Source organism: Photobacterium sanctipauli (genome assembly GCF_003026495.1).
Taxonomy (GTDB): Bacteria; Pseudomonadota; Gammaproteobacteria; order Enterobacterales; family Vibrionaceae; genus Photobacterium; species Photobacterium sanctipauli.
Map to the genome: position 1 here is coordinate 102,263 of NZ_PYMA01000004.1, position 12,381 is coordinate 114,643.

Annotated in this window: 13 protein-coding genes; 11 read left to right on the top strand and 2 right to left on the bottom strand. The window is 44.7% G+C overall.

The genetic code is table 11. From position 1 onward, the window contains the following. The 9 genes from C9I98_RS08990 to C9I98_RS09030 all read left to right on the top strand — a co-directional run bounded on the left by C9I98_RS08990 (position 1) and on the right by C9I98_RS09030 (position 6,772). Positions 1–735, top strand: a complete 735-nt coding sequence (locus C9I98_RS08990; protein ID WP_036832464.1) for an SDR family NAD(P)-dependent oxidoreductase — start codon at positions 1–3, stop codon at positions 733–735. After that, on the top strand, positions 732–2,090 hold the full coding sequence (locus tag C9I98_RS08995; RefSeq protein ID WP_081879160.1) for an NAD(P)/FAD-dependent oxidoreductase: 1,359 nt from the start codon (positions 732–734) through the stop codon (positions 2,088–2,090). The genes C9I98_RS08990 and C9I98_RS08995 overlap by 4 nt, the downstream gene beginning before the upstream one ends. A 13-nt stretch (positions 2,091–2,103) precedes the next feature. Then, complete coding sequence (locus C9I98_RS09000; RefSeq protein ID WP_036832466.1) at positions 2,104–2,943, top strand: DUF1365 domain-containing protein; 840 nt, start codon at positions 2,104–2,106, stop codon at positions 2,941–2,943. 4 nt (positions 2,944–2,947) lie between these two features. Beyond that, complete coding sequence (locus tag C9I98_RS09005) at positions 2,948–4,183, top strand: SAM-dependent methyltransferase (protein WP_036832467.1); 1,236 nt, start codon at positions 2,948–2,950, stop codon at positions 4,181–4,183. A 36-nt stretch (positions 4,184–4,219) separates the two neighbouring features. After that, positions 4,220–4,738, top strand: a complete 519-nt coding sequence (locus C9I98_RS09010) for a DUF2878 domain-containing protein (protein WP_051902732.1) — start codon at positions 4,220–4,222, stop codon at positions 4,736–4,738. After that, the gene (locus tag C9I98_RS09015; protein WP_051902734.1) at positions 4,716–5,252 is read left to right on the top strand and encodes a chalcone isomerase family protein; all 537 of its coding nucleotides are present in this window, start codon (positions 4,716–4,718) and stop codon (positions 5,250–5,252) included. Before C9I98_RS09010 ends, C9I98_RS09015 begins: the two co-directional genes overlap by 23 nt. Positions 5,253–5,260: 8 nt before the next feature. Then, the gene (locus C9I98_RS09020) at positions 5,261–5,800 is read left to right on the top strand and encodes a DUF3833 domain-containing protein (RefSeq protein ID WP_420848138.1); all 540 of its coding nucleotides are present in this window, start codon (positions 5,261–5,263) and stop codon (positions 5,798–5,800) included. Positions 5,801–5,931: 131 nt separating this feature from the next. After that, positions 5,932–6,195, top strand: a complete 264-nt coding sequence (locus C9I98_RS27120; RefSeq protein ID WP_051902736.1) for a DUF4258 domain-containing protein — start codon at positions 5,932–5,934, stop codon at positions 6,193–6,195. Between the two features lie 130 nt (positions 6,196–6,325). Then, on the top strand, positions 6,326–6,772 hold the full coding sequence (locus tag C9I98_RS09030) for a helix-turn-helix domain-containing protein (protein WP_036832469.1): 447 nt from the start codon (positions 6,326–6,328) through the stop codon (positions 6,770–6,772). 29 nt (positions 6,773–6,801) lie between these two features. Here C9I98_RS09030 and C9I98_RS09035 read toward each other — a convergent pair whose 3' ends face one another. Further along, positions 6,802–8,460, bottom strand: a complete 1,659-nt coding sequence (locus C9I98_RS09035) for an ATP-dependent endonuclease (protein WP_036832472.1) — start codon at positions 8,458–8,460, stop codon at positions 6,802–6,804. Positions 8,461–8,693: 233 nt separating this feature from the next. Here C9I98_RS09035 and C9I98_RS09040 point away from each other — a divergent pair, with 233 nt between their 5' ends. Continuing rightward, complete coding sequence (locus tag C9I98_RS09040) at positions 8,694–9,086, top strand: VOC family protein (protein WP_036832474.1); 393 nt, start codon at positions 8,694–8,696, stop codon at positions 9,084–9,086. Between the two features lie 32 nt (positions 9,087–9,118). Here C9I98_RS09040 and C9I98_RS09045 read toward each other — a convergent pair whose 3' ends face one another. Further along, positions 9,119–10,036: a YeeE/YedE thiosulfate transporter family protein gene (locus C9I98_RS09045; RefSeq protein WP_036832476.1), complete on the bottom strand. Its 918-nt coding sequence runs from the start codon at positions 10,034–10,036 to the stop codon at positions 9,119–9,121. A gap of 180 nt (positions 10,037–10,216) precedes the next feature. On the opposite strand from C9I98_RS09045, the gene C9I98_RS09050 reads away from it, so the two are divergent. Further along, complete coding sequence (locus C9I98_RS09050) at positions 10,217–11,974, top strand: bifunctional metallophosphatase/5'-nucleotidase (protein ID WP_036832479.1); 1,758 nt, start codon at positions 10,217–10,219, stop codon at positions 11,972–11,974. The last annotated feature ends 407 nt before the right edge of the window (positions 11,975–12,381 follow it).

Below are 12,381 nucleotides of genomic sequence, written 5' to 3' on the forward strand. Positions count from 1 at the left end.
ATGGCCAAACATGTATTAATCACAGGTGCCAGTTCAGGCATTGGAAAGCAGCTTAGTATCGACTATGCCTCACAAGGTTGGCACGTCTATGCCTGCGGTCAAAATCTAGATCGGCTAGAAGCGCTGGGAATGGTAAGCGAACGTATCACTCCCTTGGCCTTTGATGTCTGTAATTTGGAATCAGTAACGGCTGCGATGGCATCACTGACAGAGATGCCTGAACTTATCATCCTCAATGCTGGCACCTGCGAATACATAGAGCACGGTAAAGTTGACGTCGCGCTTTTCAGGCGAATTTACGAAGTGAACATTTTTGGCGTATTGAACTGTATAGAAGCACTTCAGCCGCGCTTTTCAGACAAAACCCATTTGGTTTTGATTGGCTCATCGGCGTCTTATCTTCCATTACCACGTGCTGAAGCATACGGCTCTTCGAAAGCGGCGCTCGCCTATATAGCCAATACCTTGGCTATCGACCTAGAACGTGATGGTGTGACGGTGTCACTAGTGAGCCCCGGCTTTGTCAAAACGCCTCTTACAGACAAGAACGATTTTGCGATGCCCATGCTGGTTTCACCTGAGTTTGCCTCCGAACAAATCATGCAGGGGATTAACGAAAAGAAAAAAGAAATCCACTTTCCAAAAAAATTCAGTTTGTTCCTCAAGACACTGTCTTTATTGCCAATAGGCTTACAACTTGCCGCAGTAAAACGAATGACGGGAAAAACATCATGAAAATAGCAATTATAGGTTCGGGTATCTCAGGGCTAACTTGTGCCCACCATCTGCACAAGCAACATGAAATAACAGTGTATGAAGCCAATGATTACATTGGTGGCCATACAGCAACGGTGGATGTAGACGTAGAAAGCGGTAGCTACGCCATTGATACCGGGTTCATTGTTTTCAATGATAGAACTTACCCCAATTTTGAAAAGTTGCTCGGTGAACTTGATATTCAAGGTCAGGAAACAGAAATGAGTTTCAGTGTTCATAACGAGAAAACAGGACTTGAATATAACGGCCATAGCTTGGCGTCGATGTTTGCCCAGAAGCGTAATCTGCTTAACCCTGTGTTTTATCGTTTTATTACAGATATTCTTCGTTTTAATAAGTTGGCACGTGAAGTCAGTTTGGAGTCGGAGAACTGTCAAACACTGGGTGAATTTTTAACAGCAAACAACTTTAATCGCTATTTCTGTGAGAACTATATCTTACCTATGGGGGCGGCGATTTGGTCATCGACCTTATCGGATATGAGAGGTTTTCCGTTAGGTTTCTTTATTCGCTTCTTCCGAAATCACGGGTTGCTTGAAGTGGCTAACAGACCGCAATGGTACGTTATTCCGGGAGGATCCCGTGAGTATGTGAAAAAGTTGGTGAAGCCCTTCGAACAGCGTATTCACCTATCCACCCCAATAGAAAGTGTCCGTCGCTCTAAAGGTAAGGTTCTAGTGACGGCACAGGGCGTAACAGAGATATTTGACCATGTAATCTTTGCCAGTCATAGCGATCAAGCGCTATCAATGCTGGCGGATCCTAGCCAAGATGAAATAAAGGTGTTGGGTGACATTGCCTACCAAAAAAATGAAGTAGTGTTGCACACCGATGAAACTATGCTGCCTCGCTCAAAAGTAGCCTGGGCTGCTTGGAATTATCACTTAAGTGATGATGACGATATCGAGCGTGATCATAAACTGGCAAGCCTTACCTACAGCATGAACATTCTGCAGGGTATTGATTCACCAGAGACATTTTGCGTTACGCTAAATCAAACAGAAGACATTCGGCCTGAGTGTATTTTACGACGCTTCACCTACGCCCATCCTGTGTTCAATACCGAGAGTATTCAAGCACAGCAATCTCGCCCGTTAATTAACGGCTTAAATAATACCTGGTTTTGCGGGGCTTATTGGTACAACGGATTTCATGAAGACGGCGTGAGAAGTGCGCTGGATGTGGTAAACGGCATTAAAGATGTTATCGACCACATGGAATTCGAACAAGGTCAATTACAATCAGACTCAAGCCAAGACGTGCCTCTAAATGAGGCACGACAGCAAGCCTTTCGTCAATCAGGCCAAAGGTAGCTAGGGAGGCTCTATGAATAGCGCGATTTTTGTTGGCAGTGTCAGGCATCGGCGATTTACGCCGGTTGAGCACAGCTTTATTTATCCGATGTTCATGCCGTTAATCGATTTGGATGAAGTGTCGGAACTGGAAAAATCAGTAACGGGTTTTGGTCGACAGTTGTTCAATTTTGCACGCTTTAACGCAACGGATTATGTATGTAAGCCTACATCCAAGGGTGACGGTGTCACTGATTTGAAGCAGTCAGTCATTGAACGAGTTGAGAAACTAACCGGTGAGCGTGTTGAGGGTAAGATCTTGATGTTATGCCAGATACGCTATGCGGGGATCTATTTCAGCCCACTGAACCTTTATTACCTTTATGACAAAGAAGGGAGATGGCAGTGGGTGCTAGCTGAAGTCAGTAATACACCTTGGAATGAACGACATTATTATGCATTACCAGCGACTGAGCGGTGGGATGACACTAAATGGAAAGAAAATAAATCGTTTCACGTATCGCCCTTTAACCCGATGAGCCAGCGGTATTACTGGCAGCTTAAACCACCGGAAAAGCGCTTATTTGTTCAGCTCGATATCCATGATGAGGCGAGTAACAAAAAAGTACTGGATGCCACGATGGCATTGAAGCGCCAGCCGTTTACGACAAAAGTGCTTTGGTCATTATTGGCCCAAACGCCAATACAAACGGTGAAGATTGTGTTTGGTATTTATTGGCAAGCACTCAAGCTTTGGTTGAAAAAAGTGCCTTTTCATAGTCATCCCAATTGTGACAAGCCCCAAAGCCAGACCAGTAACACAGAAATCAACAAGGCAATGGATAACCGCCAACAAAAAACCAGAGAAGGGTAAGAAGATGCTTAAAAGTGATGTGACAAATTCAGAAATAGTAACTTCAGTAGCTGATAACTTAGCCAGAAAGATGATCTTTGGTATTTTGAATCAATTACGTGGGGCTGGGTTAACCGTTGCAGAATATGGTGGTGATACTTTCCACTTTGGTGATAAGGCGGCTGTGTGTCAGGGGCAGTTGATTGTTAACCATCAGGGCTTTTATCAACGCGTTTTAAAGGGCGGTAGCATAGCAGCTGGCGAAGCCTACATTGATGGTTGGTGGGACTCACCAGACCTGACCCAGGTGGTGCGTGTACTTGCTAAGAATTTACCGGTGCTTGAAAACATTGAAGCCAAAGTAAGCTTGATTACGTCAATAAAAGACAAGTTGCTCCACCGTTCACGCCGCAATAACAAGCAGGCCGCAAAGCAAAATATCTTGGCGCATTATGATCTTGGCAACGACTTCTACCGTACCTTTCTTGACGGCAATATGCTTTATTCATCTGCGATTTATGAATCGAACGATCAAAGCTTATATGAAGCCCAGATCAACAAGATGGATAGGCTATGTCAGCAGTTGAACTTAAGCAAAGACGACCATCTGCTTGAGATAGGGACCGGCTGGGGAGCCTTGGCTATACATGCGGCAAAGAAATATGGCTGTAGAGTAACCACAACAACAATATCAAACGCTCAACATCAATGGGCAAAAGAGCGGATAGAAGCTGAAGGGTTGGGCGATAAGATCACCTTGCTGTTGGATGACTATCGAGATTTAACGGGTAAGTACGACAAAATAGTATCGGTTGAAATGGTAGAGGCTGTGGGTAGGGAATACCTTGTGACCTACATTAAACAGTGTCAGAAACTGCTGAAACCAAACGGTTTGTTAGCTATTCAGGCTATTACCATTGCAGATCAACGCTATGACAGTTACAGCAAGGGTGTCGATTTTATTCAAAAGCACATTTTCCCAGGTGGCTTTCTTCCTTCAGTAACTGTGTTGGCCCAACAGTTAACAGCCCACAGCGACTTTGTGATTAGAGACATAAAAGACATAGGTATGGATTATGCCCGTACATTGTCAGATTGGCACCAACGGTTTAACCAGCATATCGACATATTGTCGCAACAAGGCTTTGATGAACGCTTTGTGCGTATGTGGCGATTTTACCTCTGCTACTGTGAGGGCGGCTTCTTAGAGAGAAGCATAAGTACCGTTCAGCTTGTTGCTAGTCGAGGTGGTTGGCGTTAATGGTTCTAACTTGATGTGAAGGCAGAGGAGCAAGGCATGACAACGAAGGAATTGATCGCTGTTGGCACAGTATTCAACGTTTTCTGGTTTGTCGCAGTGCTGGGTCAAGCCCAATATAGCTGGGTATTGTTATCAATCTTGATATTTAGCTGGTGGCGTTTTCATGCAGCCTTTAAGTTTGGTGTGGCTATTGGCTCTGCTGGAATCCTGATGGATATGGCACTCAAGCATTTTGCTCTGTATCAGTTTGCCACAGATAGCTTTCCGTTGTGGTTGGCACTGCTGTGGCTAGGCTTTGGCACCTTTGTTTGGATCATTCGTGAAAAAATCACCTCGTATTCTGCTGTCATCATAATGGCCTTAGGAGGCGTTGGCGGCATGATGAGCTATTTTGCAGGCTACCGATTGGGTGCGGTTATTTGGCCTTACGACTTAAGCATCACTCTACCAACCATTCTTTTGTGCTGGATTGTTTTTAGTGGGTTCATTCTTTTAACCCTTAAACATATCGCTGGATATTATAGGCGGACATATGAACATTCTATCTATCGTTGAGTTCAAGAGAATGTTAGTGACAATGCTGTTGTTACTAGTGGTATTTCTTCCTGCTGGTTATGCGAACAGTTCATCACCGTGGCAAACATGGCCAGCGGTCGGTGATGCCCAATTGAAGTGGGGGCCATGGGTGATTTATGACTCTGAGTTGCGGTCACCATCAGGGCTATATTCGAACACCATTGACGATCTTGCTCTAGTGATCAAATACCAACGCAATATTGATAATGAAGATCTTCTCGAAGCAACGGACGATCAATGGCAACACTTGGGTGTGAATTCAGTCAAGCGTAAGCAGTGGGTCAACGAGCTAGGCACTATTTGGCCAGATGTAAAAAAAGGCGATCGGCTTATCTTTGTTTTACGTAATGGTGAAGGCCATTTTTATCGAGATAACTGGCTAATTGGCAGTCTCAGCTCAGAAGAAATGTCAATATCATTTTTGGAGATTTGGCTTTCACCAAAAACAGCCTATCCCGAGATACGTAGACAGTTAATCGGAATGAACCAATGACAAAGATAATGGCTCAGTATATCAAGTACTTCACGACGACGATGTTGGCATTAGCGCTTGCATTGCTTTCTGGTTGTAGTGCGTCGATAGAAGACTACCGTGATGACACGCCAAAACTTGATTTGTTTGAATTTTTTGAAGGGTATGTTCAGGCCTGGGGCATGCTGCAAGATCGCTCTGGTAAACAAACCCGACGCTTTGATGTAAAGATACGTGGCGAAGTAAAAGGTCGGGTCTTAACTCTTTATGAAGATTTTTTGTTTGATGATGGCGAAGAGCAGCAACGAACTTGGGTGATCACTAAGTTAGAGAATGGCCAATATATGGGCACCGCTGATGATGTAGTGGGCGAAGCAACGGGTAGAGTAGAAGGTAATGCTTTAAATTGGCGCTATGTGCTTCGCGTACCGGTAGACGACACTACCTACGATATTACTTTCAATGACTGGATGTATCTTCAGGATAGCAACCACATGTTAAATATCGCTGAAATGACCAAATGGGGCTTCACCGTTGGTACTGTGACGTTGTTTTTTGAGAAGCAGTAAACCTTCTGACTCTTATTCATGTTGTAATTCCTTACTTTTCCTACCTCCAAAACTTATGTATCACTATGATACATAATTTTGACATGCTCGAATTTTTGTATCATAGTGATACAAAATAAAGAGCATTTAATATGTCAAGCAACCAAAGCAGCAATTCAAAGGCTACATCAAGGAAAGAGCCTGCACCAGTTTCGCAGTTTCCGTTACAGGCTGGTACAGCGTTAAAGATAGTAAATGACTTAGCGACTAATTTTAAAAGTCGAGTTAGGTTCAGTGGGCATTGTCGTGATCGAATGAAAGAGAGAGGCATTCGAGAGCGCGATATATTCAATGTACTGAAAAGTAAAAGATCCCAAATTGATGAAGGCCCAGCACAGCAACCGTCGGGGGACTGAAAATTCAAAGTTATTGGGGTTAGTTGCGGTGAGCGTATAAGCGTCGTAATTGCACTTAAAGATGTAGAAATTGCGGCAAAAGCTACCACTGTCACCGTGTTTATAGAGAGTTTTTAGAGAGTATTAAGTTATGTTCCATTATGACACTTGCGGTTTGGATTATATCTACTTAAAAAATGGCTATGAAGTCGAAGTAGAAGATGGTGAAGAATTTGTGAGTTTTCATGACTTCGATGGAATACAAGAAGCAATTGGTTTGTCTATTGTGAATCAAAAGCGCTGGATGACGAAAGAGCAACTGAAGTTTATAAGAGGCGAGTTTAACTTATCACAAACAAAGTTTGGCTCTATGCTATTTGTTGATAGGCAAACCATCGCTCGCTGGGAGAAGGGAGAGGTAGCGATACCACCAATGATGGATATTAATATTCGTCTTCTGTACCTTGAGTCAATTGATAAAGAAAGCAATATCTCAATGATGGTTGAATACTTAGCCGATGCTGAAGCTTCAGACATCATGGAAAAAGTGATTCTAGAAGAAGTTGGCGATCATTGGGAGTACTCTAAACTAGCTTAAATTTTATAGTAGGCCGTCATATTGACGGCTTAACTCACTCCCCGCGACATGGCTACGATCCGTTTGAGGATCCAGCGCAACATGATTGGTATTTCTTCGATGTTACCTTCATCTACGTATTTGACTATCGCAAGTGCGACATCGGGTTTCGCATGACGTTTGAGAGCCCGTTGAATAATCTTCTTTGGGGTTTGCGGAGATTCTGATTCCACACCAGCAAGCTTGCGGAATAACGGCTCGAAGCCGTTGGCAAAAAGGTAATGCTCGATATCCCGTTTCGGGAGTACGGTAATGCGGTGGCGCTCTGCTTCTGTACCCAGCATACGTCTGGCGGTGTCAGCGTATTTTTTACCCGCCAAGTCGCCATCAGCAACGACATGCCATTCGATACCAAGGCTTTTAGCGACTTTGATTAACGGCCTGAGCCCGCTTTGGGCAAACTCAATAATTTGTACGCCTTCAGCGGGTAAGTGGTAGCCACAAATTCTGGCAAGCTCATTAAACAACCATACTTCGGTTTCACCCTCAACCAACAGCCAAGCTCTTGAAAAGAGGGCGCTTGGACGGTGAACTCGTATATGAAAGGTGACCCGGCGCTGTTCGTCTCGGCTTAGTTCTTGGGGCTGGATTGAATGAACTTGTGTCCGGTTCGGTGTACGGATCAGCTTCATCACTGATGATAAAGGGACGATGGAGCAAAGATCAGGGCTGTTTGTTGTTAAGATCTTCTGCATGGGCATTTTGGCAATGAAAGTCCATGCTTGGTGCAAGATTGTTGGATGTAATCGGCCTTCGGGATCTTCCAAGATCAAAATCGGGCGAGAGATCCGCTTTAACTCAACAGGGCCTCGGGCACGAATAAAGGCATTGAGCAAACCCATTAACACCAGACGACTCTGTTTGGTCACTTCTGGCTGTGTGAGTTGCTCCAATGGGTTCACGGCATATTGCGCACGTTCAGGGAAGTGCTGGCGGTTAAAGTCGTAACGTCGGGTATGAGGGGTAAAGGCAAAATAGTGATCAACTAGGGTACGCAGCGCGGTGATACTACTTTTGATTTCCGCTTGGCTGACATGGCCGGGTCGGGTCATTAATCGGCGGCAGGTGTTATCTAAGCGTTTTTCAATTCGCTTATTTTCACTTTGTCTTTTGTCGGCCTCTTGCTGCTCCTGGTTGTTTCTTCCCCCTTCTCTTAACCGACGAGCATCGCGTATTCGTACGATAGGGTGCAGTACCATTAGTTGGCGAGCAAGCTTCTCGCTATCCTCACACTGGATGGGGTGCCCGCTCTGATTAAGGAACTGGCGTTTAGTTGTGATCTTGTCATCAATTACGCTACTGGTGATTTGGTAGTAAAGGGAATGGCTCTCTTCTTCTCGATTGGTTACCCACACCGGGTTAAATGCTTTGTAGCGCCGCGCTTTGTATTCACTCGGATAGTCTTCGCTAAAATGGAGGATAATGCTTAGATGAGTCGCTTTGGCATGACCTGCACTATAGTCGACATGAAAGTCAGCAAAGTGGAATTGATAAAATTCGGCGTTGGGTGCTAAGGCAATGTCCAGCGCATCAAGCAAGGTGGATTTACCCCAGGCGTTTTCACCAATCAGTACCGTTAGTTCATCGAACGACAAAGATAAGCGCTTGATACCTCGAAAACCGGCTATTTCAATTCGTTTCAGCTGCATGGCATACCTTAACTGCTACCTTGATAATATAAGCCTACATGACCTTTCATTGCCTTGGGGTTGTTATGGTCACATTATTGCAAAGTTTGCACTAAGAATTAGATAGTTATCGAAAGTTGAGTCGCGTATTTATCTTGTTGAGATAGCACTGAGTTGTTATAGTCCACCTCAAATAATATATAGCGCTAACGTGTTGAATTAGCACGTAGTTGATAAAATCTATGGAGATGTCGATGGCTAAGATGATTCATACAATGGTGCGTGTCTATGATCTAGACAAGTCACTGTCGTTTTACAAACAAGCACTGGATTTAGATATTGCAGAACGGCTCGATTTCGATTGCTTTAGCTTGGTGTACCTTCGAAATGAAGAGAACGACATGGAGCTTGAGTTAACCTGGAACGAGGGCGCAGAGCCTTATACTCATGGCACAGGCTATGGTCACATTGCAGTGGCTGTTGATGAGCTCGAGAAAGAGCACGAGAAACTGACACAGTTGGGTTATGAGCCTGCAGAAATTAAAGAGTTCTTCCGCGACGGACAATTGCTTGCCAAGTTCTTTTTTGTATTGGATCCAGATGGCTACAAGATTGAGTTCTTGCAGCGTCATGGTCGTTACCAGTAATCCTGTTTAATTTTAGGCCGCATCTTTTCCTTTCAGTTACTGGTGCGGCTTAAACGCTTCCTTAGCATCATTCCAGAAGTAATTCCCAAGATGATAAACAGTACTGAAATCGCCCCTGCCGGAGAGATGGCTGGAAGGGCTAGCAGTAGCTGTGAATCATTTCCACCCAGTGCTAGTGATGCCCCGATCCCCATAATAATGCCCGCGCTTAGGTGCGTTATTAGCTGTCTGGGCTTGATTTGAAATTCTGAGATTTTTACGCGGTGGCTTGCGCCAGCTGCCATACCAAACACCAGCCCTGCAATAATGAGGAAGCGTTGAAGTGACGGCCACTGACTTTGTTGCTGATGAAGAATGGTGGCGGATATGTCCTTCAGTAATTGGCTTGGTGACCATTCGGGGAGTAGAAAGGTCAGGATACTGGCAGTAATGCCAAAAAACACCAGGCCAACCAAGGTTAGGCGGCGATCTTGGCTGACAAAATAAAACAGTGAAAACCCAATAGCGATTAGAACAGCTAGGTGAAACAGCGATGGTGCTGTCGCTGCGGGGAGGTTGTTATAGCTTAGGGTAAGGTTGGCTGCTGTGAGGAGCGTCCAACCAATGATCCAGCCAAGCACAGTCATCAACATATGATAATGACCACGAGACAATTTTGAGATGGTAGAAATAGAACACCCTTTGTTGATAGCCGCACCTAAGCCGAATAGGAAACCGCCGAGCATAAAGTGAAAACTGACAGCATAGCGATCGAAGCTGAGTTTAAGCAGTGCTTCCGGTGAGAAAGGACTGATCAGCCAATACCAGAAGCCACAACAAAGGATGGTGAGTAAAAAAGCTGGGCGCTTATCCAGCATTTCATGAACACCTCTAACCATGCATAGACCAGTACGTTGTGTCAGATAGCCGACTAAAATGGCAAGTATGATGGGTAGAAGGTAGAGAAACATAGGCAACTCGCAACATAAATTGAGTGATGCCTATAACTATAATACCTAATAAAGCATGCTTTTTATCACTGTAGAAGAATATTCAGTGCGATTGGTAACATAAAGAATGTGATTTACATCATGCTGTAATATCATAGCCCTGTAATAAAGAAAAAGAGAAATGGAGACAATATTACGATTATGACAACTCACCGCCCAGCGAAGATCACCATTGCACATATTAACGACACGCATTCACATTTCGAACCGTCATCAATCTCTCTCACGCTGCCTCATGACGTACTACATTCGGAATTGTCAGTATTTGCAAGTTGTGGTGGATTCTCGCGCGTTTCATCAGCGGTACAAGATGTAAAGCGCCAAGCTCACTTACATGATCGCGAATTCATGTTTGTTCACGCGGGTGATTGCTTTCAAGGCACACTGTATTTTTCCCTATATAAAGGCGTCGCCAATGCAAGGTTGCTCAATGCCATTGGCGTTGAAGCAATGGCATTAGGTAACCATGAACTCGATATGGGCAACACTGTGGTTGCCGACTTTATGGATTTGACCAACTTCCCACTATTGGCGGGGAATTGGGACCTGTCGCAAGAGCTTCAAGATAAAACCAACCCATTAGCCCCTAAATCAAATGTGCTTGCCTATGACAACGAATCAGGCTGCGCAAAATACCTTGTTAAAGACGTTGCCGGTGAGCCGGTGGCCATGTTTGGTTTGGCTATCGAAAACATGGCGGGTATCGCTAACCCTGATTCCGATACGCAGTTTCTTAATGTGGTTGAAGTGGCTAATCGCACAGTTGCGACTTTACGTGCCAAGGGCATTAACAAGGTGGTTGTATTAAGCCACTTGGGTTATGAACGCGATTTAGAATTGGCGAAGGAGATCGATGGGCTAGGGGCCATTATTGGCGGACACACCCATACTATGCAGGGTGACTTCAGCAATATTGGTTACGGTGTCACTGATTCATATGGTCAAATGATTTCAGGTACTTGTGTCGTGCAAGCGGGCTGTAATGCACTGGCGCTAGGCCAGCTTGAATTAGATTTCAATGCGGATGGCACCGTGGCGAAAGCGGCAGGGATAAACCAGTTATTGCTAGGCCGACAGTTTACGCTTGATGCGAGTCGAAGCGAGCATCTTGATAGCAATAGCCACGATGCGGTAAAAGCGTATTTATCGTCACAGCCGAATGTGCGTTTTTGTATTAAAGACCCGCATATCGAAAACCTGTTAAACAGTGACTATCGCCCTGCGGTTAGAAAGTTGCAAACACAAACGGTAGCTGACATTGCCGAGCCCCTACGACATGTGCGCATTCCTGATCATAAGGGGGGAAGTCAAATCGCCCCATTAATCGTCGATAGCTTCGTGTGGAAAGCGCGTAAGCTGGGGTACGCGGTAGACTTTGGCATTCATAATGCTGGCGGTGTTAGGGCTTCATTGCATAAGGGAACGATCACTTCTGCTGATATCTCAGGTCGTTTACTACCATTTGCTATCGGTCTTATGGTGTATCAAGTAAAAGGGCGTCAGGTAAGAGCTGCGCTAGAAGGTGCTATTGATAACGCCATCGACAATGGTGTGGAAGGGACGGGGAGTGGTAGCTTTCCGTACACCTCGCACCTTCGTTTTACTTACCGTTGCTGTGCAGAGCAAGGTAGTCGGATTGAGCAACTTCAACGGCTTCATGATGGTCAATGGTACGATTTAGAGGATGAAGAGGTTTATACGTCTGTTTCATCGGGTTATACCGCAACGGGTAAAGAGGGTTATGGCGCTTTGCTTGATTACGTTGTTGAGCCTGTGGCAATAAACTGCACGATGGCTGAGGCTTTTGAGGCCTTCGCAAATCATCAAGGTGAGCTTTCAGCACCGCAGCAATTGCTTTCCCATTTTATTCCCTGTGAGTGCAAGGAAGGGGTTGCCTAGAACGTTTGCTCGACAGTCGAGATAACACGAATAAAGCCGATCATTTGATTGGCTTTATTTTTTTTCTAAAGAGATTGAATAAGTGGACGATATTAATAACAGCATGCTCGTTTGCTGAATGGATATTGCAGGGGGCAATCATGATCTATACAGACTATTTGCTTGTGAGGAGATGAATTATGAGTCGTGATTGGATGGATATGGTGCTAGTTGGTAGCTGGGTATCTGCTTGGGGTGCGATTATCTACTTTATCCCAGCGATTGGTGTGTAACTTATTATGTCGCTTGCCTTAATTGCTTATCCAGATTGCTATTACAGGCTCTTGCTATAAAAGGTTCGTTGAATGAAAATTAGCAATTAAAAAGCCGAGTATATAAACTCGGCTTTCTGCGTTTAATGAGCTGGC

What these genes read in the sequence shown, in the direction of transcription:
- C9I98_RS08990 (WP_036832464.1), top strand. Translation starts at nt 1, where the DNA reads ATGGCCAAACATGTATTAATCACAGGTGCCAGTTCAGGCATTGGAAAG.
- C9I98_RS08995 (WP_081879160.1), top strand. Translation starts at nt 732, where the DNA reads ATGAAAATAGCAATTATAGGTTCGGGTATCTCAGGGCTAACTTGTGCC.
- C9I98_RS09000 (WP_036832466.1), top strand. Translation starts at nt 2,104, where the DNA reads ATGAATAGCGCGATTTTTGTTGGCAGTGTCAGGCATCGGCGATTTACG.
- C9I98_RS09005 (WP_036832467.1), top strand. Translation starts at nt 2,948, where the DNA reads ATGCTTAAAAGTGATGTGACAAATTCAGAAATAGTAACTTCAGTAGCT.
- C9I98_RS09010 (WP_051902732.1), top strand. Translation starts at nt 4,220, where the DNA reads ATGACAACGAAGGAATTGATCGCTGTTGGCACAGTATTCAACGTTTTC.
- C9I98_RS09015 (WP_051902734.1), top strand. Translation starts at nt 4,716, where the DNA reads ATGAACATTCTATCTATCGTTGAGTTCAAGAGAATGTTAGTGACAATG.
- C9I98_RS09020 (WP_420848138.1), top strand. Translation starts at nt 5,261, where the DNA reads ATGGCTCAGTATATCAAGTACTTCACGACGACGATGTTGGCATTAGCG.
- C9I98_RS27120 (WP_051902736.1), top strand. Translation starts at nt 5,932, where the DNA reads ATGTCAAGCAACCAAAGCAGCAATTCAAAGGCTACATCAAGGAAAGAG.
- C9I98_RS09030 (WP_036832469.1), top strand. Translation starts at nt 6,326, where the DNA reads ATGTTCCATTATGACACTTGCGGTTTGGATTATATCTACTTAAAAAAT.
- C9I98_RS09035 (WP_036832472.1), bottom strand. Translation starts at nt 8,460, where the DNA reads ATGCAGCTGAAACGAATTGAAATAGCCGGTTTTCGAGGTATCAAGCGC.
- C9I98_RS09040 (WP_036832474.1), top strand. Translation starts at nt 8,694, where the DNA reads ATGGCTAAGATGATTCATACAATGGTGCGTGTCTATGATCTAGACAAG.
- C9I98_RS09045 (WP_036832476.1), bottom strand. Translation starts at nt 10,036, where the DNA reads ATGTTTCTCTACCTTCTACCCATCATACTTGCCATTTTAGTCGGCTAT.
- C9I98_RS09050 (WP_036832479.1), top strand. Translation starts at nt 10,217, where the DNA reads ATGACAACTCACCGCCCAGCGAAGATCACCATTGCACATATTAACGAC.